We start from the raw sequence: 23801 nt of genomic DNA, 5'->3' as shown, positions 1-23801 counted from the left end.
TCTCGCGTTGCTCGGGGTCTACCGTTCGAGCAACGCGCGGATCAACCCCGCCGCACCGTTGTGCAGGAGTCTTGCCTTGAAGTCGCTCACCGACCTGACCTTCGACAATCGCTTCGCCCGCCTCGGCGATGCCTTTTCCACCCCTGTGCTGCCCGAGCCGATAGCCGAGCCACGCATGGTGGTGGTCAGCCCGGCGGCCATGGCCCTGCTCGATCTCGATCCGCGCGAGGCCGACAGCGAGCTGTTCGCCCAGCTGTTCGCCGGGCACAAGCTGTGGAGCGAGGCCGAACCACGGGCCATGGTCTATTCCGGGCACCAGTTCGGCAGCTACAACCCGCGCCTGGGCGATGGCCGCGGCCTGCTCCTGGGCGAGGTGGTGAATGAGGCTGGCCAGTACTGGGATCTGCACCTCAAGGGCGCCGGGCAGACGCCCTACTCGCGCATGGGCGATGGCCGCGCCGTGCTGCGCAGCTCGATCCGCGAGTTCCTCGCCAGCGAACACCTGCATGCCCTCGGCATTCCCAGCTCACGGGCGCTGTGCGTGACCGCCTCGAGCACCCCGGTCTGGCGCGAGAAGCAGGAAAGCGCGGCCATGATCCTGCGCCTGGCGCAGAGCCATGTGCGCTTCGGTCACTTCGAGTACTTCTATTACACCCGCCAGCACGATCTGCTGAAACAACTCGGCGAGCATGTGCTGAGCTGCCACTTCCCCGTCTGCCTGGAGCAGCCAGAGCCCTACCTGGCGATGTTCCGCGAGGTGGTCGAACGCAACGCCGGGCTGATCGCCCACTGGCAGGCCTATGGCTTCTGCCACGGGGTGATGAACAGCGACAACATGTCGATCCTCGGCATCACCTTCGACTACGGCCCCTACGCCTTCCTCGACGACTTCGACGCCGCGCACATCTGCAACCACTCCGATGACAGCGGCCGCTACAGCTTCAGCAACCAGGTGCCGATCGCCCAGTGGAACCTCGCCGCCCTCGGCCAGGCGTTGACCCCACTGATCGAGATCGACGCCCTGCGCGAGACCCTGGGCCTGTTCCTGCCGCTGTACCAGAGCCACTACCTCGACCTGATGCGCCGCCGCCTGGGCTGGCTCAGCGCCGACGCCGGCGACGACGCGCTGATCCAGCGCCTGCTGCAGCTGATGCAAGGCAGTGCGGTGGATTACAGCAACTTCTTCCGCGAACTGGGTGCCAGTGCGCCCGAGCAGGCCCTCGCCCGGCTGCGCGAGGACTTCACCGACCTCGCCGGTTTCGATGCCTGGGCCAGCGATTACCGGATCCGCAGCGCACAGGACGGTGGAACCCAGGCCGAGCGCCGCACGCGCATGCACGCGGTCAACCCCAAGTACATCCTGCGCAATTACCTGGCCCAGCAAGTCATCGACGCCGCCGAACAGGGCGACTACGCCCCAGTGCGCGAACTGCATGCCGTACTCAGCCGGCCGTTCGACGAGCAACCGGGCTTCGAGCGCTACGCCCAGCGCCCACCGGAGTGGGGCAAGCACCTGGAGATCAGCTGCTCCTCCTGAAGCGACGGCGCTCAGCGATCACGCAGGATGGTGCGGCCACCAACCCGTAGGATGGCGTTGAGCGCAGCGATACCCATCGCCACGCGGCATGTACGCATCTAACCTGCGCGGCCCGCGCCATCCAACAGCCACTCCAGCCCCATGGCCACGTGCAACTCGGTGCTGTCGAGCAGCGGCAGCGCCGCGTTTGTGCCCTCGAGCAGCAGACCGATCTCCGTGCAGCCGAGAATCGCCACCTCGGCGCCCTGCTCCTGCAGCTGCGCCAGACAGTCCAGGTAGAAGGCCCGGGCGCTGTCCTGGAATTGGCCCTGGCACAGCTCGGCGAAAATCACCCGGTCGATCTCCTCGATCTGCGCCGGGGCGGGGACGATCACCTGAATGCCGAAGCGCTCGGCCAGACGCTGGCGATAGAAATCCTCCTGCAGGGTGAAGCGCGTACCGAGCAGGGCCGCGCGCGTGACGCCCTGGCGCTGCAGCGCCTGGCCGACGGCATCGCCGATATGCAGCAGGGGAATCTCGACCGCCGCCGCAATGGCCGGCGCCACCTTGTGCATGGTGTTGGTCGCCAGCAGCAGCGCCGTCGCACCGGCACGCTCCAGGCCCTGGGCCGCAGCTGCCAATTGTCGCCCGGCCGCGTCCCAGTCGCCCTGTTTCTGCAGCGCGGCAATCCCGGCAAAATCCACCGAATGCAAAAGCAGGGGCGCCGAGTGCAGGCCGCCTAAACGCTCACGCACGCCCTGATTGAGCAGACGGTAATAGCTCGCGGTGGACTCCCAGCTCATGCCGCCAATAATGCCTAACTGCCGCATCGCTCACCTCCCGCATGAAAAACCCGAGCCTAACCGGCCAATGCCTGACGGCACAGGGACAGTGCGCGGCCAGGCTGGCGGTACAGCCTTAAATATTAACGGGCATGCCCGTTTCCCTCATCCGGCGCTTCGCGCCACCTTCTCCCGGAGGGAGAAGGACATAAGGATGGCGTCGCTGCGCGACTTTCACGTTAAATCTAAAAGGCATATAAACCTTCTCAAACATTCTTAGACTCTCTAAGCAGCAAGCCTTATCTTCAGCGCCTCGTATGGCCGCCCTTGAGCGTGCCCGCTACCTCACACGAGATTCGCACGCTAAGGACGTTCATGTTCTGGGACTCGCTACCCCTGCCCTTGCTGTTTGTCGGCGCCCTGCTGATCTGGGTGCTGTATGCCTTCGTGCGCGAGAAGTGGAGCCCGGACATAGTCGCGGCGATTGCCGTGGCCGCCCTGCTGGTGACCCAGTTGCTGGAACCCAAAGAGGTGCTCAGCGTGCTGTCCAACTCGGCGCCGGTGACCATCGCCTGCATGTTCGTGCTGTCCGCCGCCCTGGAGCGCACCGGCTGCATCGACGCCCTGGGCAACTGGCTGGGCGATCTGGTCGGCACCAGCCCGATCCGCGTCCTCACCGGCCTGACCCTGACCGCCCTGGTGATTTCCGCCGGCCTGAACAACACCCCGGTGGTGGCCATCCTCACCCCGGTGGCAATCTCCCTGGCCCGGCGCGCCGGCACCCTGCCGTCGAAACTGCTGATCCCGCTGTCCTACGCCACCATCCTCGGCGGCACCCTGACCATGATCGGCACCTCGACCAACATCCTGGTCGACGGGGTGGCGCGCAAGGCCGGCCTGGCGCCCTTCGGCATCTTCGAGATCACCGGCGCCGGGCTGATCCTCGCCAGCGTCGGCATGCTCTACCTGCTGACCATCGGCCGCCACCTGCTGCCCGAACGCGAAACCCTGTCCAAGCAGTTGCGCCCCGACCTCGATCGCACCTTCATGACCGAACTGCTGGTACCGCACGACTCGCCGGTGGTCGGCAAGACCCTGGCCGAGGCCAACCTCAACGGCGGCAGCGGCTTGCAGGTGCTCAAGCTGTTTCGCGAAGAGCAGGAGCTGACCGAACCGGACCACGCCACCCTGCTCGCCAGCGGCGACCGCCTGGTGCTGCACGGCCAGGTCAAAGACGTGGTGGAGCTGCGCGAGAGCGGCCACCTGACGTTCAACCGCGGCGACGCCTTCGAGACCATCAGCAGTCACGACGTGATCCTCGCCGAGGCCATAGTCGGGCGCAATTCGCGCTACAGCCACCGGCCGATGCGCGACCTCGACCTCACCGCACGCTACGGCATCGCCGTGCTCGCCGTGCACCGCCAGGACGAGAACATCCAGGGCAACCTCGACGACTTCGAGCTGCAATTCGGCGACGTCATGCTGGTCGAGGGCACCCCGGCACAGATCAAGCGCTTCGCCGACAACGGCGAACTGATCAGCCTCAACGCCGTGCAGGAACGCGCCTTCCGCCGCGACAAGGCACCGATTGCGATCATCGCCACACTTTCAGTGATGCTCCTGGCCGCCTTCGGCGTGATGCCGATCGAGGGTCTGGCGATCATCGGTGCGGTGGCCGTGCTGGCGACCCGCTGCCTGGATGTGGAAGACGCCTACAAGGCGGTGGACTGGAAGATCCTCAGCCTGATCTTTGGCATGCTGGCGATCAGCATCGCCATGGACAAGGTCGGCCTGGTCAGCCTGATGGTGGGCAACGTCATGGGCCTGATGCCCTGGGCCGGGCCGCTGCTGATGCTGTCGTTCATCTACCTGTTCACCTCGATCCTCACCGAGGTGCTGTCGAACAACGCCGTGGCGGTGCTGGTCACCCCCATCGCCATCGGCATGGCCCAGCACCTGGGCGTCGATCCGCGGGCCTTCGTGGTCGCGGTGATGTTCGCCGCCAGTGCCAGCTTCGCCACCCCCATCGGCTACCAGACCAACACCTTCGTCTACAACGCCGGCGGCTACCGCTTCACCGACTTCATGAAGGTCGGCATCCCGCTCAATCTGCTGCTCTGGGTGGTGGCCAGTTTCGTGATTCCCTGGTTCTGGCCGCTGACACCGGTGTGACTTGATAAGCGATGACGGCGGCTCCATCTAGTGGACATAGCCACCGGAGCCCGATCATGAGCGACCCCTTGCTGATTCCCTGCCCCCATTGCAACGGCCTCAACCGCATCCCCGCCGAGCGCCTGGGCGACAAGCCGCGCTGCGGGCGCTGCAAGCATGAAGTCGTGCCGAGCACGCCGATCGAACTGACCCAGGCCAATTTCGCCAGCCAGCTCAAGGGCGATCTGCCGCTGCTGGTGGATGTCTGGGCCGACTGGTGCGGCCCGTGCAAGGCCTTCGCGCCGACCTTCTACCAGGCGGCGGGGCAACTGCAGGGTCGCTGTCGCCTGGGCAAGCTGGACAGCGAGGCCAGCCCGCAACTGTCCAGCCAACTGGGCATCCGCTCGATCCCCAGCCTGATCCTGTTCAAGGGCGGCCACGAAGTCGCACGCCAGAGCGGCGCCCTGCCACTGCCGCAACTGCTGGCCTGGCTGGAGCGCCAGGGGCTCTGAGCGTTTTCACAAGCTCTGAGCGAAAGGGTCAAGCACGGCGACGGTTACGGTCAGTTGCACGCCGCCGGCAACGCATTAGGCTGGCAAGCAAACCACCCGAGGCCGACCATCATGCCCCTGCCTGCCGCAATCGCCCGCCAGCTCACCGAAGAACAGATTGCCTTCGTCAAACGCAGCGGCCTCAAGGCCGAAGTGCTCGAGCCGGGCTATGTGCGCCTGTGCATGCCACTGGCCGGCAACCAGAACCATATCGGCAGCATGTACGCCGGCGCCCTTTTCACCCTGGCGGAGATCCCCGGTGGCGCCCTGTTTCTCAGCAGTTTCGACAGCCAGCGCTTCTACCCGGTTATCAAGGAAATGAACCTGCGCTTCCGCCGTCCGGCCCTGGGCGACATCCATGTCGAGGCTCGACTCGATGCCGAGCAGATCGACCGGCTGCAGAGCGAGGCGCAATCCCGGGGCAAGGCCGATTACCTGCTGGAACTGCAGCTGACCGACGCCGGTGGCGAAATAGTGGCCGAGAGTCGCGGCCTCTATCAATTGCGCGCACGCTGACGTCTGGCCTTGCCTTAGGCCAAAAGAACGACTATTGCTTGATGGATAATAAATCGCCGACACCCATCGGCCGGAGATTTGTCCTATGTTTGCCCATATCCTCATTGCCCATGACTTGCGCGACACCGCCGACATGGCTCTGTGCCGCGCCACCCAGTTGGCCCAGCAGCACAATGCCAAGCTGACGATCTTGCATGTCCTCGACCCCACCCAGAGCAGCCAGGAACACGAAAAGGCCCACCAGGCCCTGGATCGCAGTCTGACCCGCTATGCCCCGCCGGGCAGCGAACTGGTCCTGCTCGCCGGCATTCCTTCGGAGGTGGTGCTGCAACAAGTGCAGGAACTCGGTTGCGACCTGCTGGTACTCGGCGCCCATCACCAGCGCCATAATTTCTTTTCCGGCACCAGCCTGGATCGCATCGCCCGCCACTGCCCCGTGCCGCTGCTGCTGGTAGCGCGCGACGACTTCCAGCCCTACCAGCGCGCGCTTGCCGCCATCGACTTCTCCCTCTGCGCCTGCAGCGCCCTGGAGCAGGCCTATCACCTGCTGCCGGCAACCGCCGAACTGCATGCCGTGCATGTGTTCCAGCCGGACCCGGGCACACCCAAGCAAGTCGAGGCGCAACTGCAGATCCAGCGCGCCTTGATCGATCAACTGCTTGAGGACGAAGCGCAGATCCTGCCCGCCGATGGCCCGACCCTGACCCATTCGGTGCAGCAGGGCGGCATCCTGAACTGCCTGCAGGAACAGCTGAAAGCGCGCCGCAGCGAGCTGCTGGTACTCGGCTGCCATGGTCGCAGCGCCTTGTCCCAGGCGCTGCTCGGCAGCCTGGTCCAGCACTTCCTGCACCGGGCGCCCTGCGACATTCTGGTCGTACGCTGAACAGCCGTGCACAACGAGAAAGGCGCCAGTGGCGCCTTTTTGTTTGCTGGCTATATCCCTGCCGGGTTGCGCAGGCTCAGCAGTCGATCAAACCCGTTCAACCGGCCGCATTGAGCAAGTCGTGCAGTTCGACGAACTGCTGGGTCAGTTTGTGCCGTGCATCCAGATAGATCAGCGGTGTGCAGGCCTGGTGCGATTCACGCATGCGCACCGAACTCATCAGGTTTACCGGCAATACCGGCAAACCCTCCGCGATCAGTTCATCGAGCAACTGCTGCGGTAGCGTGGCACGCGGTTGGAACTGGTTGACCACGATGCCCTCGACCTCCAGCCCTTCGTTGTGGTCGTCCTTGAGTTCCTCTATCTCCTGCAGCAGGCCGTACAGGGCCTGACGCGAGAAACTGTCGCAATCGAAGGGGATCAATACCCGATCAGCGGCGATCAACGCGGAAACCGTGTAGAAATTCAACGCAGGCGGCGTATCCAGGTAGATCCGGTCGTAATCCTCGGCCAGTTCATCGAGCAGTTTGCGCAGCTTGTTGATCTTGTGTTTCGACTCCAGCTTGGGCTGCAGATCGGCCAGTTCGGCCGTAGCCGTGACCACGTGCAGGTTGTCGAACGGCGTCTCGTAGATATCGACCCGGCCTTTCTTGGCAAAAGGGCCACTGGTCAGGCTGAGCTTGAAGAACTCGGCGATGCCCATGGGGATCTCATCGCCCGTCAGGCCGGTGAGGTAGTGAGTGGAGTTGGCCTGGGAATCCAGATCGACCAACAGCGTGCGGTAGCCCTGCGAAGCGCTTACGGCCGCCAGGTTGCAGGCAATGCTCGACTTGCCCACTCCGCCTTTCTGATTGAACACCACACGCCGCATGACAAACCTCCCTGATTCCGTTGGCCTTGGATTCTATGCAAAGCGCATGACAAGGGCGAGGTCGGCGTCTGAAATCGCCGGCCCATCCATCAGAAGCCTTCTGGCAAAGTTTGCGCAGAATGCCGGCGACCTAGATAATACGGGCACTTCGCCATGGCAGCGCCGACAATTCAATGTCGCGCGCGACAGCCGCAGTTGACAAGGACGCCCACAGGGCCGGGAAACGCTTCGTGTGATGCATTTCAGGATCGAGCAATGGCGTGCCTGGGCCCCCGGCCTGGAGAGCTTGGATGACTGGCGCACCTGGTGCGCGGCCCCCGTGCGCGTGGCTGACGGCCAGCAGCAACCGGACGTCAGCTTCCTCCCGGCCATGCAACGCCGACGCCTCAGCCGCCTGGCGCGGATGCTGTTTCAGGTTGCCTGGCCGCTGGCCGAAGCCTACCCGGCCTTGCCCCTGATCTTCGCCTCGCGCCACGGCGAAACGCCGCGCACCCTGGCCATCCTCGGCGACCTGGCGCGCGATGAACCCCTGTCGCCGACCCAGTTCAGCCTGTCGGTGCACAACGCCATCATCGGCCAATGGTCGATCCTGCGCGGCGACACCAGCGAGATGACCGCCGTGGCCGCTGCCGGCGATGGCCTCGAACACGCCATGCTGGAAGCCAGCATGCTGCTCGGCGAGGGCGCTCCGGCAGTGCTGCTGGTGATCGCCGAGGAAGCACCGCCAGCAGTGTATGCGCCCTATATCGACGACGTGCCTTTCCCCTACGCCGTCGCCCTGCTGCTCACGCCCGGCGACGACTGGCACCTGCAACTCTGTACCGGTGCAGGCCAGCAAGCCGAATGGCCACACCCCCTCAGCCTGCTGCGTGCGCTCTGCAGCGGACAGCCGACCCTCGTGCATCACTGGAAAAACCGCCAATGGCTCTGGTCACACAACAAGGCCTGAGCCCCTACAGCGCGCCCCTCTGGTGGCGCCTGATCGCCACGGCGCTGAGCTTCGCCCTGTTCGGCATGGGCGGCGTGCTGCTGCGCGTCCTGGTTTTCCCGGTGCTGAGCCTGCTGCCGGGCGACGCCGAGACCCACCGGCGCCGCGCCCGCGGCGTGATCAGCTGGGTGTTCCGCGCGTTCGTCCGGTTCATGTTCCGCAGCGGGGTGCTGACCTACGAAGTGCAAGGCGCCGAACGCCTGGGCCGGCCGGGCCAGTTGGTGCTCGCCAATCACCCGTCGCTGATCGACGTGGTGGTGCTGATCGCCTTCATCCGCGACGCCAACTGCGTGGTCAAGCAGAGCCTGTGGGACAACCCCTATATGCGCGGGCCGATTCGCGCCGCGCAGTACATCAGCAACAGCGGCAGCCTGGACATGCTCGACGAGGCCGCCGCCGCCTTGCACGGCGGCCAGACCCTGGTGATCTTCCCCGAAGGTACGCGCACCAGTCCGGGGCAGCCGCCTGAATTCCATAGGGGGGCCGCCGCCATCGCGCTGCGCGGCGCGCGCATCATCACCCCCGTGGCGATCAGCGTGACCCCGACCACCTTGACCAAGGCCGAGCCCTGGTACCGTATTCCGTCGCGGCGTTTCCATATCCGCCTGCGTGTGGGCGAAGATATCGACCCGCAACTGTTCCGCGCGCAGGGATCGGCCCCCGTCGCCTCGCGTAAACTCAACGAATTCTTGCACCGTCACTTCATTAAGGAGCTCGCCGTAGATGAGCGATTTACAGCTGGAAATCAAACACCTGATCATTGAGGCCCTCGGCCTGGAAGACATGGAGGCCGCAGACATTGGCGCCGACCTGCCGCTGTTCGGCGAAGGCCTGGGGCTGGACTCGGTGGACGCACTGGAGCTGGGGCTGGCGATCCAGAAGCGTTTCGGCATCAAGATCGACGCCGAAGCCAAGGACACCCGTGAGCACTTCGCCAACGTGGCCAGCCTCGCGGCCTTCGTTGCAGCACGGCAATCGGCCTGAGGACTCAGCACATGCAAACTCGTGATGAAATCTTCGCCACCCTGCGCACGGCCATGGTCGAACTGTTCGAGCTGGATGCCGAGCGCGTGACCCTGACCGCCAACCTCTACCAGGACCTGGAAATCGACAGCATCGATGCCGTCGACCTGATCGATCACATCAAGCGCCAGACCGGCAAGAAAATCGCCGCCGAGGAGTTCAAGTCGGTGCGCAGCGTGAGCGATGTGGTCGAAGCCGTGTACCGTCTGGTCAACCCGGCCAACTGATGGCCGGACAGTCAATGAAGAGTCGCGCATGAGTCGCCTGCTCGGCCTGCTGTTGGTCGTGGCCGGCCTGGCCTACCCCTTTGCCGTGTATTTCGGCATGGAACGGCTGTCGCCCCGAGTCTTCGCCGCCCTGTTGGGCGGGCTCTGGCTGGCGCGTCTGGTGCTGGGCAAGCAAGGCGCGGGCGGGCGCTGGATGGCCGCCGCGGGGTTGGCGTTCTGCCTGCTGCTGGGCCTGGCCGGCGAACCGGCGCTGCTGCGCTGGTACCCGGTGTTGATCAACCTGCTGCTGCTCGGCCTGTTTGCCCTCAGCCTGAAAATCGGCCCACCACTGGTGGAACGACTGGCACGCCTGCGCGAGCCGGAACTGCCTGCGGTGGCGGTGCATTACACCCGCCAGGTGACCAAGGTCTGGGCGCTGTTCTTTCTCGGCAACGGCCTGATCACCGTCGCCCTGACCCTGTGGGCGCCGCTGTTCTGGTGGACCCTCTACACCGGCCTGATTTCCTACGGCCTGATCGGCCTGCTGTTCGCCGGCGAATGGCTGGTGCGCCAGCGCGTAAGGCGGACGGCATGAGCTGGATAGGCCTCGATTGCTTGCTGCTGAACCCCGACGCCAGCCGCCCCGTCACCCCGGATCTCGACCACGCCGAGCTGTGCCAGCGCGCACTGCGCCTGGCTGGGCAGTTGCGTGGACAGAACGTGCAGCGCGTCGCGCTCTATCTGGAAGACGCCGCCGACCTGGCGATCGCCCTGCTCGGCGCCTGGCTGGCCGGCGTCCAGGTGCTGCTGCCCGCCGATGCCCAGGCGCAGACGCGCCTGCAGCTGGCGAGCCGGATCGACCTCTGGCTCGATGCCCTCGATCCCGCAGAAGCCGCCGAGCCCCTGGCGGCCCGCGCCCTGGACCTCGACCGGTGCCGACTGACCCTGTGCACCTCCGGCTCCAGCGGCGAGGCCAAGCTGATCGACAAGAGCCTGCGCCAACTGAGCAACGAAGTCGAAGCGCTGGAACGGCTGTGGGGCGAGACCCTGGGCGACGCGGTGATCGTCGCCAGCGTGGCCGCCCAGCATATCTACGGCCTGTTGTTCCGCGTGCTCTGGCCGCTGTGTGCCGGCCGCGCCTTCCTGCGCCACGCGCAACCCTTCCCCGAGGACATGCAACGCATCAGCCTGGAACAGCCCGCGTTCGCCTGGGTCGCCAGCCCGGCCTTGTTGAAACGCATGGGCGACAACCTCGACTGGACCGCCCTGCAGCCGTTGCGCCAGGTGTTCTCCTCCGGCGGCGCCCTGCCGACCGAGGCCGCGCAGCTGTTGCACGCCCAGCTCGGCCAGTGGCCAACGGAAATCTACGGCAGCTCGGAAACCGGCGGCATCGCCTGGCGCCGGGGCGATACGCCCTGGCAGCCGTTCGCCGGCGTCAAGCTGGGGGTCAACGCCGAGGGTGCGCTCAGGCTGACCTCGCCCTACCTGCCGGCCGGTCACTGCGAGCAGACCGCCGATGCCGTCGAACTCCAGGCCGACGGCCGTTTCGTCCTGCGCGGACGCCTGGACCGCATCGTCAAACTGGAAGAAAAGCGCATCTCCCTGCCCATGCTGGAGCAGGCCCTGATGGCCCATCACTGGGTCAGCGATGCGCGCCTCGGCGTGCTTCAGCAGGGCCGTGCCTTCCTCGGCGCCCTGCTGGCCTTGAGTCCGGCCGGCGTGCATGCACTGCGCAACCAGGGCCGGCGCAGTATCACCGACACCCTGCGCCGGCATCTGGCCGGGCACTGCGAAGCCATCGCCCTGCCACGGCGCTGGCGCCTGCTCAGCCAGCTGCCCTACAGCAGCCAGGGCAAGCTGGCCCAGGCGGCGGTCGAGGCGCTGCTCGCCGCGCCACGCCCGACCCAGGTCGAACCGCTGAGCGCCGTGCAGCGGGACGGCGAGTGGCAGCTTGAACTGCAGGTGCCGCTGGACCTGGCCCACTTCAGCGGCCACTTCCCGCAGACCCCGGTGCTGCCGGGCGTGGTGCAGATCGACTGGGCCCAACAGCTGGCGCGGCAACTGATCGAGCAACTGCCGCCGCGCTTTGTCGGCATGGAAGTATTGAAATTCCAGCAACTGGTGCGCCCCGGCGATCCCCTGCAGCTGTCGCTGCGCTTCGACGCCAGCCGCGGCAAGCTCTACTTCACCTTCCGCAACGGCGACAAGGCCTGCTCGTCGGGGCGGATTTTGCTGGGGCCGGCGCAATGAGATGCTTCTGTAGGTTGGCGTTGAGCGCAGCGATACCCGACAAAACCACCATGGGTATCGCTTCGCTCAACCCATCCTGCGTAGGGAAAGCCCATGTATAAGCCCTGCGCGGTGATCCCGGTGTACAACCATGAGCACGCCCTGCCGGCGGTGGTGGCGGCATTGCGTGACGCCGGACTGCCCTGCGTGCTGGTCGACGACGCCTCCAGCCCGGCCTGCGCCGCGGCGATGGATCGTCTGGCCGCGCAGGCCGACGTCTCCCTGCTGCGCCTGCCCGTCAACCAGGGCAAGGGCGGCGCGGTGATGGCCGGCCTGCGTGAGGCGGCGCGGCTGGGTTTCAGCCACGCCCTGCAGGTGGACGCCGACGGCCAGCACGACCTGAGCGAGCTGGCAATCTTCCTCGCCGCCTCGCAGGCCGAGCCACAGACCCTGATCTGCGGTTACCCGCAATACGATGCCAGCGTGCCGAAAGGCCGTCTCTACGCCCGCTACCTGACCCATGTCTGGGTGTGGATCAACTGCCTGTCGCTGAGCATTCGCGACTCGATGTGCGGCTTTCGCCTCTACCCGCTGCCGGCCACCCTGGCGCTGCTCGACACGGTGGCCATCGGCCGGCGCATGGACTTCGACACCGAGATCCTGGTGCGTCTGTTCTGGCGCGATCAGCCGATGCGCTGGCTGCCGGTGCGCGTGCACTACCCGGCCGACGGCCTCTCGCATTTTCGCCTGTGGCACGACAACGCGCTGATCACCAAGATGCACGCCAAACTGTTCTGCGGCATGCTCCTGCGCGCCCCGCAACTGCTCTGGCGCCGGTGGCGCGCATGAGCCAGCCGCGCAACAGCAGGCATTGGGCCGCACAGCAAGAGCGCGGCAGCTTCGTCCTGATGAAATTCATCGCCCTGGCCGTACGCCTGCTCGGGCGCCGCGCGCTCAGCCCGCTGCTCTACCTGATCGTGCTGTACTTCTTCCTGCTCGGCGGCCAGGCCCGGCGCAATATCTGGCACTACCAGCGCAACCTGGCCCACTGGAGCGGGCGCGCCGAACTGCAGCCCAGCCGCCGGTCGGTATTCCGCCAATTCATGGCCTTCGCCGACTCCCTGCTGGACAAGCTGGACGTCTGGAACGGCAAGCTGGGCCTGCCGGACATCGACCTGATCGATCGCCACGACCTGCACGGCCTGATGCAGGGCGAACGCGGACAGATGCTGATCGGCGCCCATCTGGGCAACCTGGAAGTGTGCCGGGCGCTGGCCGAGCTGAACAACAAGGTCCAGATGAACGTGCTGGTGCACACCAAGCATGCCGAGCAGTTCAACCGCCTGCTCAATGAAGCCGGGGCCAGCAACCTGCGCCTGATTCAGGTCAGCGAACTGGATCCGGCGATCATGCTGCAACTGTCCGAGCGCCTGGAACGCGGCGAGTGGCTGGCGATCGCCGGCGACCGCGTGCCGCTGCATGGCGCCCGCAGCGTCACGGTGGATTTTCTCGGCCAGAGCGCCGCCTTCCCCCAGGGCCCCTGGCTGCTGGCCGGTTTGCTGCGCTGCCCGCTCAACCTGATGAGTTGCCTGAAAATCGACGGCCGCTACCAGGTGCTGCTCGAACCCCTGGCCGACCGCGTACAGTGGAAGCGCGGCGAACGCGACGCGGTGATCCGCCGCTGGGTCCAGGGCTATGCGCAGCGCCTCGGCCAACTCTGCCTGGAGGCGCCGCACCAATGGTTCAACTTCTACCCGTTCTGGAAGCAAGATGACGACATACCTGGCTGAACCCGTGGTGTTCGGCGAACAACCGCTGAGTATCGAGCACATCAACGCCCTGTCCCAACGCCGCGCCCAGGCGTTGCTGCAGGACGATGCGGCCTATCGCGAGATGATCGACAAGGGCCCGCGCTTCCTCGATACCCTGCTGGACAAGGAGGGCGTGATCTACGGTGTCACCACCGGCTACGGCGATTCCTGCGTGGTGGCCGTGCCGCTGCACCAGGTCGAGGCGCTGCCGCGCCACCTCTACACCTTTCATGGCTGCGGCCTGGGCCAGTTGCTCGACGAAGCGAGCACCCGGGCGGTGCTGGCCGTGCGTTTGCAGTCGCTGTGCCAGGGGGTTTCCGGGGTACGCATGGAACTGCTGGAACGCCTGCGCGCCTTTCTCGAGCATGACGTGCTGCCGCGCATCCCGGAAGAAGGCTCGGTCGGCGCCAGCGGCGACCTGACCCCGCTGTCCTATGTCGCCGCCACCCTGTCCGGCGAGCGCGAGGTGCTGTATCGCGGCGCGCAACGCAGCGCCGCCGAGGTGCATGCCGAACTGGGCTGGACGCCGCTGACCCTGCGGCCCAAGGAGGCGCTGGCGCTGATGAACGGCACCGCGGTGATGACCGCCCTGGCCTGCCTGGCGTTTTCCCGCGCCGAGTACCTGCTCAAGCTGGCCACGCGCATCACCGCCCTCAACGTGGTGGCGCTGGAAGGCAACCCGGAGCACTTCGACGAGCGCCTGTTCGCCGCCAAGCCGCACCCGGGGCAGATGCAGGTGGCCGCCTGGCTGCGCCAGGACCTGGCGATCGACGCACCGACCGCGCCGCTGCACCGCCTGCAGGACCGCTACTCGCTGCGCTGCGCGCCGCATGTGCTCGGGGTGATGGCCGACAGCCTGGGCCTGCTCCGGCAATTCATCGAAACCGAACTGAACAGCGCCAACGACAACCCGCTGATCGACGCCGAAGCCGAGCGCGTGCTGCATGGCGGGCACTTCTACGGCGGGCATATCGCCTTTGCCATGGACAGCCTGAAGAACCTGGTCGGCAACGTCGCCGACCTGCTCGACCGCCAGCTCGCCCTGCTGGTGGACACGCGCTACAACCACGGCCTGCCGAGCAACCTGTCCGGTGCGCCGGCGGTCAGCGCGATGATCAATCACGGCTTCAAGGCGGTGCAGATCGGCGCCAGCGCCTGGACCGCCGAAGCGCTGAAAAACAGCATGCCGGCCAGCGTGTTCTCGCGCTCCACCGAGTGCCACAACCAGGACAAGGTGAGCATGGGCACCATTGCCGCGCGCGATGCCCTGCGCAGCCTGGAACTGACCGAACAGGTCGCCGCCGCCACCCTGCTGGCGGCCAACCAGGGCGTCTGGCTGCGCCTGCGCGACGGCAAGAGCGACATCCCCGCCCCCGTGGCGGCCATGCGCGAACAGCTGAGTGCGGATTTTCCGCCGGTGATCGAAGACCGCGCCCTGGAAGGCGAACTGCGCCTGTGCCTGACCCGTATCCGCGACCAGCATTGGAGGCTATATGCCTGAGTCCGCCCTGGTGCGCACGGCGCACCCTACGGCCAGCACCGCATACCGCGCAGGCTGCGTCGCGCGCACCACCCGCCAAGGAGCCGCCCATGCGTAGCCAAGGCGTATTGCAGGCCGAGATCGAGCTGGTCGTGCCCTTCTTCGACGTCGACTCGATGGACGTGGTCTGGCACGGCCACTACGTCAAGTATTTCGAGATGGCGCGCTGCGCCCTGCTCGACAGGCTCGGCCACAACTACACGCAGATGCGTGCGGCGGGCTATGTCTGGCCGATCATCGACCTGCAGCTGCGCTACATCCGTGGCGCCCGCTTCGGCCAGACGCTCATCGTGCGTGCCGACCTGATCGAATGGGAAAACCGCCTGAAGATCCACTACCTGATCTCCGACGCCGAGACCGGCGAACGCATGACCCGCGGCAGCAGCGTGCAGGTGGCGGTGGCGATGGCCAGCCGCGAGATGCAACTGGCCTCGCCGCGGGTGTTGCTCGACGCGGTAGAGAAGGCGCTCGCATGAGGCGTTTCCTGCGGGGTATCGCCGTCGGCATCGCGCTGCTCGGTGCCAGCCTGGCCCAGGCCTTCGACCTCGAGCAGCTCGGCGCCCAACTGGCCAAGCCGGCCGTGGTGCGTGGCCCGTTCATCCAGGAAAAACACCTGCGCGCCCTGCCGCAGCCGCTGACCAGCCGCGGCCAGTTCGTCCTGTCCCGCGCGCATGGCCTGCTCTGGCAGTTGCACAGCCCGCTGCAGCAGGATTACCGCATCGGCGACCGGGGCATTGCCCGACGCACGCCCCAGGGCTGGCAGCCGCAACCCGGGCAGGACGTCGCCGCGCAGCAGAGCCGGCTGTTCCTCGCCGTGCTCAGGGGCGACCATGCCGGCCTGGCCGACGACTTCGAGCTGCAGTTGAGCGGCGATGCCGAGGCCTGGCAGCTCAGCCTGACGCCGCGCTCGCGGCTGCTGCAACAGATCTTCAGCGCCATCCATATCCAGGGTGGCGCACTGGTCGAGCGTATCGAACTGACGGAAACCCAGGGTGACAGCACCCTGCTGCGCCTGCCGCAGAGCCAGGTCGACGATCGCTTGAGCGAAGCGGAGCGCCTCGCCCTTGCGCCTTGACCATCGGTCGAGACGGCTCCTGCCGCGCCTGTTCCTCGCCCTGCTGCTGGCGCTGCTGGCACTGAGCGCCTGGCAGTGGCGCGCCGGCCCGCCGTTGCAGGCGAGCATGCTCGCCCTGCTGCCGCAAGGCGCAAGCGACGAACTGGTGCAGCAGGCCGAACGGCGCATGCAGGAGCCGCTGAATCGCGAGCTGCTGGTGCTGGTCGGCCATGCCGAGCGCGAGCAGGCGATTGTCCTGGTGCAGCGCATCGCTCGGCAATGGGCCGAAGCGGAGCGCTTCGAGCAGCTGCAGTGGAGTCTCCAGGCCGACCTGGACGCCCTGCGCCAGCAGGTGCGCAGCAGCCGTCTGAGCCTGCTGCCGCACGCAGACCGGCAACTGCTGATCACCCAGCCCGACGGTTTTATCCAGCAACGCGCCGCCCAGCTGTTCGACACCTTCGCCAGCGTCAGCCTGCTGCCTATCGATCAGGACTGGCTGGGCCTGGGCGCCCGCGCGCAACAGGCGCTCAACCCGCACCCGCGGATCCAGACCGATCTGGGCAGCGGCGCGCTGCTGGTCGAAGACCAGGGCCTGACCTGGGCGCTGCTGCGCGCGCGCATCCGCGGCGACTCATTCGACCTGCAGGCAGCGCCGGCGGTCGCCAGCCAGGTGGCCAGCACGCGCGCCCTGGTCAGTGCCGAGGGCGGTCAACTGCTCGCCGCCAGCGGCCTGCTCTACGCCGCCGCCGGCCAGGCCCGGGCAAGCCAAGAAGTGGCCTGGATCGGCGGCATCGCGACCCTCGGCATCCTCCTGCTGTTGCTGCTGAGCTATCGCCGCGCGCGCGTGCTGGTCAGCCTGCTGCCCATCGGCGTGGCGCTGCTCGCCGGTTGCGCCGCCTGCGTGCTGGTGTTCGGCCAGATCAATGCGCTGACCCTGGTGCTCGGCGCCAGCCTGATCGGCGTGGCCGCCGACTACCCGCAGCATTATCTGAGTAAAAGCTGGAGCAGGTTGCACGGCCAGGCCCACTGGCACAGCTGGAGTGCCCTGGCCGCGACCCTGCCCGGCCTCAGCCTGAGCCTGGGCACCAACCTGATCGGCTACCTGGCGCTGGCCTTCACCCCCTTCCCGGCGCTGACCCAGATCGCCGTGTTTTCCGCCGCCGGGCTGATCGCCGCCTACCTCTGCGCGGTGTGCCTGCTCCCGGCCTGGCTCGGCGGCCTGCAGCTACGGCCCGCGCCCGGCCTGCTGCGCTTCAGCGAAAACCTGCTGAGCCTGCGTGCCCGTCTGCTCGCCAGCATCGGCAACCGCAAACTGCTTGGCCTGCTCCTGCTGTTCTGCGCCGCCGGGCTGCTGCAACTGCAGACGCAGAACGATGTGCGCCAGTGGCTGGGCGCAGAGCCGCAGCTGCTCGACGAAGCCCAGCGGATCGCCGAGCTGACCGGCCAGCAACCCACCAGCCAGTTCTTCCTGGTGCGCGCCAGCGATGAGCAACAGCTACTGCAGCGCCAGGCCGCGTTGAGCGAGCGCCTGGAGCGTGCCGTGGCCGACGGCCAGCTGCTCGGTTACCGCGCGCTCAGCCAGCTGGTCGCCCCGGCCGACTCGCAGCACGCACTGCGCCAGGCGCTGCAAGGCTTGCCGCAGCACTGGCAGCCGCTGCTGGCGGCCGGCATTCCCGAGGCCGCCTTGCACGCGGAACTGGCGCTGCTGCTGAACAGCGCACAACCGCGGCTCGAACAGGCCCTCGCCGGCCCGCTCGGCGAGGCCTGGCGCCCGCTCTGGCTCGGCCGCGGCGACGCTGGCGTGGCCGGACTGGTCAGCCTGCAAGGCCTGAACGATACCAGCGTGCTGCACAGCGTCGGCGCAGGGCTCGACGGCGTGCAACTGGTAGACCGTCTCGGCGAGCTGAACAGCCTGTTCAGCGCCACCCAACTGAGCGCGGCGCAGCTCAAACTGATGTCCATCGCGGCGATCCTGCTGTTGCTGTGCCTGCCGTTCGGCCTCGGCGGTGCCCTGCGCATCGTCTGCCTGCCGCTGCTGGCCGCCCTCACGGCACTGGCCTGCCTCGGCTGGCTGGGGCAACCGCTGACCCTGTTCAGCCTGTTCGGCCTGCTGTTGATCACCGCCATCGGCGTCGACTACGCGATCCTCATGCGCGAGAACATCGGCGGCCCGGCGGTGAGCCTGCTCGGCACCCTGCTCGCGGCCCTGACCAGCTGGCTGTCCTTCGGCCTGCTGCTGCTCAGCCAGACCCCGGTCATCGCCAACTTTGGCCTGGCCATCAGCCTCGGCCTGCTGTTCTGCTGCCTCCTCGCACCCTGGGCCGGCACTCAGCGCAGCGCCCAGAACCAGACGGTGGAGGCATGAGCATCGGCCTGTTCTGGCTCGGCCTGCTGGCCCTGTTCGCTGCCGCCACCTGGCTCGGCAGCCGTCTGCGCCTGATCCCCATCGTCAGCCAATTGCTGCTGGCCACCCTCGGCCTGCCGCTGCTGATGCTGTGGAGTGCGCCACATGGCTTCGGTGCCGACGAGCTGCTCGCCGCCGACTGGCTCAAGCCGCTGTACGGGGTGGCCTTCACCCTGCTGCTGGGGCATATCCTCAGTGACGTGATCGACCTCGACCTGCAGCCCGCCAGCATCAAGATCGCCCTGCCGAGTTTCTTCCTGCCATTCTTCTGCGGCCTGGCCTGCGCCCTGTGGCTGCTGCCGGCGCAGAGCCTGCTGGGCAGCATTGCCGTCGGCCTGCTGTTCGCCCTCACCGCCATCCCGGTGCTGTTCCTCTACCTGCAGCACCTCGGCTACCCGCCGGCGCGCATCCGCCAGCTGCTGCAGGCGGCGATCTTCATGGACCTGCTGTGCTGGCTGATCTTCGGCCTGGCCCAGGGCAGCAGCGCGCCGGCCACCCTGCTCTGGCCGCTGCTGGCGGCCGGCCTGCCCGTGCTGTTCAAGCTGCTGCCATGCCGCGCGGCGCGCTGCAACGGCCTGTGTTTCCTCGCCCTGCTGCTGGTCATGCAGCAGCTCAAGCTGAACGCCCTGGTGTTCGGCATCGCCTACCTGTTGTGCTGCGCCGCCCTGCGCATACCGCTGCGCCTGCCGTTGCCGGCCAACGTGTTTGCCGCCCTGCAGACCTGGCTGGCGGTGCCGCTGATCCTCGCCTACGGCCTGCTGCAGATCGACTGGCACAACGCCTGGCTGGCCTATTCCTGGCTGCAGTTCGGCGCCCTGCTGCTGTTGCCGATCGCCAGCAAGCTGCTGGGCAACTGGCTGGGCCTGAGCTGGGCCGCCGGATGCCTGGCGCCGGCCCCCGGCAAGTGGCGCGAGAGCGTGCTGCTGAACACCCGCGGCCTGACCGAAATCGTCTTCCTCAACCTGCTCCTGCACCAGCAGGTGATCAGCGCCCAGCTGTACTTCGCCTTGATGCTGATGGGGCTGATCTCCACCTTGCTGCCGGCCCTCACCGGCGCCTACTCTCGCCCTGCCACCGCCAATACCGAGGCACGAAGCCCATATGAAGTCCCCTGAACTCGAAAAACGCCAGGTCGTGGTGATCGGCGCCGGCCCCTCTGGCGCCATCGCCAGTGCCCTGCTCAAGCGCAACGGCCATGACGTGCTGGTCCTGGAGCGTCAGCGCTTCCCGCGCTTCTCGATCGGCGAGAGCCTGCTGTCGCACTGCCTGGACTTCGTCGAGGAGGCCGGGATGCTCGCGGCGGTGCAGGCGGCCGGTTTCCAGACCAAGCATGGCGCGGCCTTCGCCTGGGGCGAGCGCTACAACGACTTCGACTTCCGCGATGGCTTCACCCAGGGCCAGGGCTCGACCTACCAGGTCTTGCGCGCCGACTTCGACACCCTGCTGGCCGATCAGGCCGAGCTGCAGGGCGTGGAAATCCGCTACGAGGAAGAAATAGTCGCGGCCGATTTCAGCGGCGCCTGCCCGCGCCTGGCGGTACGCCGGCTGGCTGATGGCCACGAATACCAGGTGGAATGCGCCTTCGTCCTCGATGGCAGCGGTTACGGCCGGGTGCTGCCACGCCTGCTCGACCTCGACACGCCTTCGAATTTCCCGGTGCGCCAGGCCGTGTTCACCCATGTCGAGGATCGCAGTGCCGACAGCGGCTTCGACCGTGAGAAAATCCTCATCACCACTCACCCCACCCTGCAGGATGTGTGGTTCTGGACCATCCCCTTCAGCAACGGCCGCTGCTCGGTCGGCGTGGTCGCCGCGGCGACGCGCTACGAAGGGCGACCGCAGGATCTGGACGCCTGTCTCAAGCAGTTCGTCGCGGAAACCCCGAGCCTCCAGCGCGTGCTGGCGAACGCCGTCTGGGATACCCCCGCACGCGCCCTCGGCGGCTACTCGGCCAACGTCAAATGCCTGCACGGGCCGGGTTTCGCCCTGCTCGGCAACGCCGCGGAATTCCTCGACCCGGTGTTCTCCTCCGGCGTGACCATCGCCATGCGCTCCGCGAGCATGGCCGCCGGCGTGCTGCATCGGCAGCTGTGCGGCGAGGCGGTGGAATGGGAAAATGACTTCGCCATCCCGCTCAAGCGCGGCATCGACACCTTCCGGGTCTACGTCGAGGGCTGGTACGACGGTTCCTTCCAGGACGTGATCCATTATCAGAACGCCGCGCCGGACATCCGCCGGATGATCAGCTCGATCCTAGCCGGCTACGCCTGGGATCAGAACAACCCCTATGTCGCGGATTCCAGGCGGCGCCTGCGGGTGCTGGCCAAACTCTGCGCCCCCGCCCATGCCGTCTGAACAAGGAAGCTCGATGACCCGCGCCGCCGCCACCTATGTCGAAGAAACCGCTTTCGGTTTCTGGTTCCTGCAGAGCCATGTCTGGCAGCAGCACGTGCTGCGTGTGGCGATCGACGACCTCAAGCGCCTGATCGACGCGCCGCTGCCCAGGGCCGCGGTGCTGCTGGATGCCGGCTGTGGCCAGGGCAAGTCCTTCGGCCTGCTGCAGGCGGCGTTCGCCCCGGCGCAACTGATCGGCCTGGATGCCGACCCGCACAGCCTCGCCTGTGCGCGTCGCGAAGCCGAGCGCCAGGGCCTGCCCGTACGTCTGCTCGCCAGTGATTGCGCGGCGATCCAGCTGAACGATGCCAGCGTCGACATCCTCTTCTGCCACCAGACCTTCCACCACCTGGTCGAGCAGGAACGCACCCTCGGCGAATTCTGGCGCGTGCTCAAGCCCGGCGGCCTGCTGCTGTTCGCCGAGTCCACCAGGTTCTATATCGATACCTGGGTGATCCGCTGGCTGTTCCGCCATCCGATGCAGGTGCAAAAGAGCGCCGGGCAGTACCTCGACATGCTGCGCGAGCAGGGCTTCGAGTTTGCCGAGCGCAACGTCTCCTACCCCTACCTGTGGTGGAGCCGGGCTCAGGACTTCGGCCTGCTCGAACGCTGGGGCCTGCGCCAGCCCAAACCAGTTGGCCAGCGTGACGAGACCCTGGTCAACCTGATGGCGCGCAAGCCGCTGGAGCAACCCCAGCCATGAGGTGCCTGCTGCTCCTCGGCATCGGCCTGCTGCTGAGCGCCTGCGCGGCGCGCACGCCGCTGCCCTCGAGCCTTCCCGAATTAGCTACGCCACTGCCAGTGACCCTGCACATCCAGCGCGAACAGGCCGGCGCGCAGCAGTTCTGGTGGCTGGTGCTGCAAGCCGAAGGCTCAACCCTGCGCTGGTCGCTGTTCGACCCGCTCGGCGTGCCCCTGGCGCGCCAGCTGTTGCAGGATGGCGCCTGGCGGGCCGACGGCCTGCTGCCGCCCAACGACGAGGCACGCGAGCTGTTCGCCGCCCTGTTGTTCGCCCTGACCCCGACCGATGCCCTGGCCGCCAGCTACGCGCCCGCGACCTGGCAATTGCTGGCTGATGGTCAGCGCCGGCTTACCCCCGACTGGCGAATCAGCTACCGTGCGCCCCTGGATTTCACCCTGAACCACGCGCAAGACCTGAGTTATCGGGTCAGCGTGCTCTCCGACCAGGAGATTCCCTGATGCCCGGCTACCTCAACGCCCTCGGTCTGATCTGCGCCCTCGGCGAAGGCAAGCAGGCGGTCGCCGATGCCCTGTTCGCCGGCGACGGCAGCGGCATGCGCGCGCAGGACGGCTGGGTCACTGGCCGCCGCCTGACGGTCGGCGCGGTGAGTGCCGAACTGCCGCCGCTGCCGAACGGCATGCAGGCCGCGTTCAGCCGCAACAATCAGTTGCTGCTGGCCGCCGCGCTGCAGATCGAGGCGCAGATCCGCGCCGCCATCGCCCAGTACGGTGCCGCCCGGGTCGGCGTGGTGCTCGGCACCAGTACCTCGGGCATTCACGAAGCCAGCCAGGGCATTGCCCGTTTTGTCGACGACGGCGCGCTGCCGGCGGACTACTGCTACGCCCAACAGGAAATCGCCGCACCGGCCATCTTTCTCGCCGAGTGGCTCGGCTTGAGCGGCCCGGCCTACTGCCTGTCCACCGCCTGCACTTCCAGCGCCCGCGCCCTGCTCAGCGCCCAGCGCCTGCTGCAGCAGGGGGTGTGCGATGCCGTGCTGTGCGGCGGGGTGGACAGCCTGTGCCGCCTGACCCTGAACGGCTTCAGCGCGCTGGAGGCGGTGGCCGCCGAACGCTGCAATCCGTTCTCGCTGAATCGCCGAGGGATCAATATCGGCGAAGCGGCGGCGTTGTTCGTCATGACCCGCGCGCCACTGAGCCAAGCAGCAGCCGGTGCAGAGCCGCCGATCGCCCTGCTCGGCGGCGGCGCCAGCTCCGACGCCCATCATATTTCCGCGCCCCACCCTGAGGGCCTCGGCGCCCAGCAGGCGATGCGCAAAGCCCTGGCCGCCGCAGGCGTAGCCGCCGAGGAGATCGACTATTTGAACCTGCACGGCACCGCCACCCAGCACAACGATGCGATGGAAAGCCTGGCGATGCAGGCCGTGTTTCCCCACGGTGTGCCCTGCTCCTCGACCAAGCCGCTGAGCGGCCATACCCTGGGCGCCGCCGGGGCGCTGGAGGCGGCGTTCTGCTGGCTGACCCTGAGCGCCTACAACCGCGATCAGCGCCTGCCGCCCCATCTGTGGGACGGCCAGGCCGACCCGCAACTGCCGCGCCTGCAGCTGGTCGAGGTGCACGCCGCAGCCGCCAGACGCCCGCATCGACTGATGAGCAACTCGTTCGCCTTTGGCGGCAGCAACCTGTCGCTGATTCTCGGAGCCCTGCCATGAGCCTGTGGCCGATCGCCGAATTACTGCCGCATGCCGGTGACATGATCCTGCTCGACGAAGTACTGCACTTCAGCGAAGAGGATGTGCAAACCCGCCTGAGCGTGCGCCCCGGCGGCCTGTTCAATCAAGCCGACGGCAGCCTGCCGGCCTGGGTCGGCATCGAGCTGATGGCGCAGAGCGTGGCCGCCTACGCCGGCTGCCGGGCGCGCCAGGCGGGCATGCCGGTGGCGCTGGGCTTTCTCCTCGGCACGCGCAATTTCCAATGCAATGTCGAGCGCTTCCCCGCCGGCAGCGAACTGCAGATCCAGGCCCGGCGCTCGCTGCAGGACGACAATGGCATGGGCGTGTTCGAATGCCACCTGCGCGGCCCCGGCATCCATGCCGAGGCGCGCCTCAACGTCTTCTGCCCACCGCACGCGGCCAACTACCTGCAAGAACAACCCGAGGAGTGCACGCCATGACCGACCCGAT

The 23801-nt window shown here is 67.1% G+C and carries 25 protein-coding genes; 23 read left to right on the top strand and 2 right to left on the bottom strand.

Translation table 11 applies throughout. The annotated features are described in order from the left end of the window. The first annotated feature begins 76 nt into the window (after positions 1-76). Entirely contained in the window at positions 77-1537 is a 1461-nt protein-coding gene (selO, locus tag G9C89_RS00760) for a protein adenylyltransferase SelO (RefSeq protein ID WP_172143452.1), read from the top strand. Between the two features lie 98 nt (positions 1538-1635). On the opposite strand, the gene G9C89_RS00755 is transcribed toward selO, so the two are convergent. Next, positions 1636-2346, bottom strand: coding sequence for an aspartate/glutamate racemase family protein (locus tag G9C89_RS00755; protein ID WP_172143451.1), 711 nt, complete (start codon positions 2344-2346; stop codon positions 1636-1638). Between the two features lie 327 nt (positions 2347-2673). Here G9C89_RS00755 and G9C89_RS00750 point away from each other — a divergent pair, with 327 nt between their 5' ends. The 4 genes from G9C89_RS00750 (at position 2674) to G9C89_RS00735 (ending at position 6399) form a co-directional block, all read left to right on the top strand. Further along, on the top strand, positions 2674-4470 hold the full coding sequence (locus G9C89_RS00750; protein WP_172143450.1) for an SLC13 family permease: 1797 nt from the start codon (positions 2674-2676) through the stop codon (positions 4468-4470). A gap of 56 nt (positions 4471-4526) precedes the next feature. After that, positions 4527-4961, top strand: coding sequence for a thioredoxin TrxC (trxC, locus tag G9C89_RS00745; protein ID WP_172143449.1), 435 nt, complete (start codon positions 4527-4529; stop codon positions 4959-4961). A 111-nt stretch (positions 4962-5072) separates the two neighbouring features. Further along, positions 5073-5516, top strand: a complete 444-nt coding sequence (locus G9C89_RS00740; RefSeq protein WP_172143448.1) for a YiiD C-terminal domain-containing protein — start codon at positions 5073-5075, stop codon at positions 5514-5516. Between the two features lie 85 nt (positions 5517-5601). Then, positions 5602-6399, top strand: coding sequence for a universal stress protein (locus G9C89_RS00735; protein ID WP_172143447.1), 798 nt, complete (start codon positions 5602-5604; stop codon positions 6397-6399). Between the two features lie 97 nt (positions 6400-6496). On the opposite strand, the gene G9C89_RS00730 is transcribed toward G9C89_RS00735, so the two are convergent. Continuing rightward, on the bottom strand, positions 6497-7270 hold the full coding sequence (locus G9C89_RS00730; protein ID WP_172143446.1) for a ParA family protein: 774 nt from the start codon (positions 7268-7270) through the stop codon (positions 6497-6499). A gap of 235 nt (positions 7271-7505) precedes the next feature. On the opposite strand from G9C89_RS00730, the gene G9C89_RS00725 reads away from it, so the two are divergent. The 18 genes from G9C89_RS00725 (at position 7506) to G9C89_RS00640 (ending at position 23791) form a co-directional block, all read left to right on the top strand. Next, positions 7506-8219, top strand: coding sequence for a beta-ketoacyl synthase chain length factor (locus G9C89_RS00725; protein WP_172143445.1), 714 nt, complete (start codon positions 7506-7508; stop codon positions 8217-8219). Further along, positions 8192-9022 (top strand): lysophospholipid acyltransferase family protein, encoded by an 831-nt coding sequence (locus G9C89_RS00720; protein WP_172143444.1) that lies wholly within the window; start codon positions 8192-8194, stop codon positions 9020-9022. Before G9C89_RS00725 ends, G9C89_RS00720 begins: the two co-directional genes overlap by 28 nt. After that, positions 8982-9242 carry a phosphopantetheine-binding protein gene (locus tag G9C89_RS00715; RefSeq protein WP_172143443.1) on the top strand — a complete coding sequence of 87 codons (261 nt, stop codon included), beginning with the start codon at positions 8982-8984 and terminating at the stop codon, positions 9240-9242. Before G9C89_RS00720 ends, G9C89_RS00715 begins: the two co-directional genes overlap by 41 nt. Positions 9243-9253: 11 nt before the next feature. Next, on the top strand, positions 9254-9508 hold the full coding sequence (locus G9C89_RS00710) for an acyl carrier protein (RefSeq protein ID WP_172143442.1): 255 nt from the start codon (positions 9254-9256) through the stop codon (positions 9506-9508). A gap of 28 nt (positions 9509-9536) precedes the next feature. Then, complete coding sequence (locus G9C89_RS00705) at positions 9537-10082, top strand: COG4648 family protein (protein ID WP_172143441.1); 546 nt, start codon at positions 9537-9539, stop codon at positions 10080-10082. Beyond that, positions 10079-11737, top strand: a complete 1659-nt coding sequence (locus G9C89_RS00700; protein ID WP_172143440.1) for an acyl-CoA synthetase family protein — start codon at positions 10079-10081, stop codon at positions 11735-11737. The genes G9C89_RS00705 and G9C89_RS00700 overlap by 4 nt, the downstream gene beginning before the upstream one ends. Positions 11738-11830: 93 nt before the next feature. Beyond that, on the top strand, positions 11831-12565 hold the full coding sequence (locus tag G9C89_RS00695) for a glycosyltransferase family 2 protein (protein ID WP_172143439.1): 735 nt from the start codon (positions 11831-11833) through the stop codon (positions 12563-12565). After that, on the top strand, positions 12562-13506 hold the full coding sequence (locus G9C89_RS00690; RefSeq protein ID WP_172143438.1) for an LpxL/LpxP family acyltransferase: 945 nt from the start codon (positions 12562-12564) through the stop codon (positions 13504-13506). Before G9C89_RS00695 ends, G9C89_RS00690 begins: the two co-directional genes overlap by 4 nt. Continuing rightward, positions 13487-15028, top strand: coding sequence for an HAL/PAL/TAL family ammonia-lyase (locus tag G9C89_RS00685; RefSeq protein WP_172143437.1), 1542 nt, complete (start codon positions 13487-13489; stop codon positions 15026-15028). The genes G9C89_RS00690 and G9C89_RS00685 overlap by 20 nt, the downstream gene beginning before the upstream one ends. A gap of 89 nt (positions 15029-15117) precedes the next feature. Then, a complete protein-coding gene (locus G9C89_RS00680) occupies positions 15118-15543 on the top strand; it encodes an acyl-CoA thioesterase (RefSeq protein ID WP_172143436.1) in 426 nt (141 codons plus the stop codon). Further along, on the top strand, positions 15540-16142 hold the full coding sequence (locus tag G9C89_RS00675) for an outer membrane lipoprotein carrier protein LolA (RefSeq protein WP_172143435.1): 603 nt from the start codon (positions 15540-15542) through the stop codon (positions 16140-16142). The genes G9C89_RS00680 and G9C89_RS00675 overlap by 4 nt, the downstream gene beginning before the upstream one ends. Beyond that, positions 16132-18486 (top strand): MMPL family transporter, encoded by a 2355-nt coding sequence (locus G9C89_RS00670; RefSeq protein ID WP_172143434.1) that lies wholly within the window; start codon positions 16132-16134, stop codon positions 18484-18486. Before G9C89_RS00675 ends, G9C89_RS00670 begins: the two co-directional genes overlap by 11 nt. Further along, positions 18483-19640, top strand: a complete 1158-nt coding sequence (locus G9C89_RS00665) for a sodium:proton antiporter (protein WP_172143433.1) — start codon at positions 18483-18485, stop codon at positions 19638-19640. The genes G9C89_RS00670 and G9C89_RS00665 overlap by 4 nt, the downstream gene beginning before the upstream one ends. Beyond that, the gene (locus G9C89_RS00660) at positions 19627-20880 is read left to right on the top strand and encodes an NAD(P)/FAD-dependent oxidoreductase (protein ID WP_172143432.1); all 1254 of its coding nucleotides are present in this window, start codon (positions 19627-19629) and stop codon (positions 20878-20880) included. The genes G9C89_RS00665 and G9C89_RS00660 overlap by 14 nt, the downstream gene beginning before the upstream one ends. A gap of 13 nt (positions 20881-20893) precedes the next feature. Further along, on the top strand, positions 20894-21622 hold the full coding sequence (locus tag G9C89_RS00655; RefSeq protein ID WP_172143431.1) for a class I SAM-dependent methyltransferase: 729 nt from the start codon (positions 20894-20896) through the stop codon (positions 21620-21622). Further along, on the top strand, positions 21619-22119 hold the full coding sequence (locus tag G9C89_RS00650; protein WP_172143430.1) for a DUF3261 domain-containing protein: 501 nt from the start codon (positions 21619-21621) through the stop codon (positions 22117-22119). Before G9C89_RS00655 ends, G9C89_RS00650 begins: the two co-directional genes overlap by 4 nt. After that, entirely contained in the window at positions 22119-23330 is a 1212-nt protein-coding gene (locus tag G9C89_RS00645) for a beta-ketoacyl-[acyl-carrier-protein] synthase family protein (protein ID WP_172143429.1), read from the top strand. Before G9C89_RS00650 ends, G9C89_RS00645 begins: the two co-directional genes overlap by 1 nt. Then, positions 23327-23791, top strand: coding sequence for a hotdog family protein (locus G9C89_RS00640; protein WP_172143428.1), 465 nt, complete (start codon positions 23327-23329; stop codon positions 23789-23791). Before G9C89_RS00645 ends, G9C89_RS00640 begins: the two co-directional genes overlap by 4 nt. Positions 23792-23801 lie beyond the last annotated feature (10 nt).

The sequence above is a fragment of the Pseudomonas tumuqii genome, from assembly GCF_013184545.1.
Lineage (GTDB): Bacteria > Pseudomonadota > Gammaproteobacteria > Pseudomonadales > Pseudomonadaceae > Aquipseudomonas > Aquipseudomonas tumuqii.
The sequence above is the reverse complement of the archived record's forward strand: the minus strand, read 5'-3'. Positions and strand labels throughout refer to the sequence as shown.

Excerpts from the sequence above, each read along its gene's own strand:
- G9C89_RS00755 (WP_172143451.1), bottom strand. The coding sequence starts at position 2,346 with ATGCGGCAGTTAGGCATTATTGGCGGCATGAGCTGGGAGTCCACCGCG.
- G9C89_RS00750 (WP_172143450.1), top strand. The coding sequence starts at position 2,674 with ATGTTCTGGGACTCGCTACCCCTGCCCTTGCTGTTTGTCGGCGCCCTG.
- trxC (WP_172143449.1), top strand. The coding sequence starts at position 4,527 with ATGAGCGACCCCTTGCTGATTCCCTGCCCCCATTGCAACGGCCTCAAC.
- G9C89_RS00740 (WP_172143448.1), top strand. The coding sequence starts at position 5,073 with ATGCCCCTGCCTGCCGCAATCGCCCGCCAGCTCACCGAAGAACAGATT.
- G9C89_RS00735 (WP_172143447.1), top strand. The coding sequence starts at position 5,602 with ATGTTTGCCCATATCCTCATTGCCCATGACTTGCGCGACACCGCCGAC.
- G9C89_RS00730 (WP_172143446.1), bottom strand. The coding sequence starts at position 7,270 with ATGCGGCGTGTGGTGTTCAATCAGAAAGGCGGAGTGGGCAAGTCGAGC.
- G9C89_RS00725 (WP_172143445.1), top strand. The coding sequence starts at position 7,506 with ATGCATTTCAGGATCGAGCAATGGCGTGCCTGGGCCCCCGGCCTGGAG.
- G9C89_RS00720 (WP_172143444.1), top strand. The coding sequence starts at position 8,192 with ATGGCTCTGGTCACACAACAAGGCCTGAGCCCCTACAGCGCGCCCCTC.
- G9C89_RS00715 (WP_172143443.1), top strand. The coding sequence starts at position 8,982 with ATGAGCGATTTACAGCTGGAAATCAAACACCTGATCATTGAGGCCCTC.
- G9C89_RS00710 (WP_172143442.1), top strand. The coding sequence starts at position 9,254 with ATGCAAACTCGTGATGAAATCTTCGCCACCCTGCGCACGGCCATGGTC.
- G9C89_RS00705 (WP_172143441.1), top strand. The coding sequence starts at position 9,537 with ATGAGTCGCCTGCTCGGCCTGCTGTTGGTCGTGGCCGGCCTGGCCTAC.
- G9C89_RS00700 (WP_172143440.1), top strand. The coding sequence starts at position 10,079 with ATGAGCTGGATAGGCCTCGATTGCTTGCTGCTGAACCCCGACGCCAGC.
- G9C89_RS00695 (WP_172143439.1), top strand. The coding sequence starts at position 11,831 with ATGTATAAGCCCTGCGCGGTGATCCCGGTGTACAACCATGAGCACGCC.
- G9C89_RS00690 (WP_172143438.1), top strand. The coding sequence starts at position 12,562 with ATGAGCCAGCCGCGCAACAGCAGGCATTGGGCCGCACAGCAAGAGCGC.
- G9C89_RS00685 (WP_172143437.1), top strand. The coding sequence starts at position 13,487 with ATGACGACATACCTGGCTGAACCCGTGGTGTTCGGCGAACAACCGCTG.
- G9C89_RS00680 (WP_172143436.1), top strand. The coding sequence starts at position 15,118 with ATGCGTAGCCAAGGCGTATTGCAGGCCGAGATCGAGCTGGTCGTGCCC.
- G9C89_RS00675 (WP_172143435.1), top strand. The coding sequence starts at position 15,540 with ATGAGGCGTTTCCTGCGGGGTATCGCCGTCGGCATCGCGCTGCTCGGT.
- G9C89_RS00665 (WP_172143433.1), top strand. The coding sequence starts at position 18,483 with ATGAGCATCGGCCTGTTCTGGCTCGGCCTGCTGGCCCTGTTCGCTGCC.
- G9C89_RS00660 (WP_172143432.1), top strand. The coding sequence starts at position 19,627 with ATGAAGTCCCCTGAACTCGAAAAACGCCAGGTCGTGGTGATCGGCGCC.
- G9C89_RS00655 (WP_172143431.1), top strand. The coding sequence starts at position 20,894 with ATGACCCGCGCCGCCGCCACCTATGTCGAAGAAACCGCTTTCGGTTTC.
- G9C89_RS00650 (WP_172143430.1), top strand. The coding sequence starts at position 21,619 with ATGAGGTGCCTGCTGCTCCTCGGCATCGGCCTGCTGCTGAGCGCCTGC.
- G9C89_RS00645 (WP_172143429.1), top strand. The coding sequence starts at position 22,119 with ATGCCCGGCTACCTCAACGCCCTCGGTCTGATCTGCGCCCTCGGCGAA.
- G9C89_RS00640 (WP_172143428.1), top strand. The coding sequence starts at position 23,327 with ATGAGCCTGTGGCCGATCGCCGAATTACTGCCGCATGCCGGTGACATG.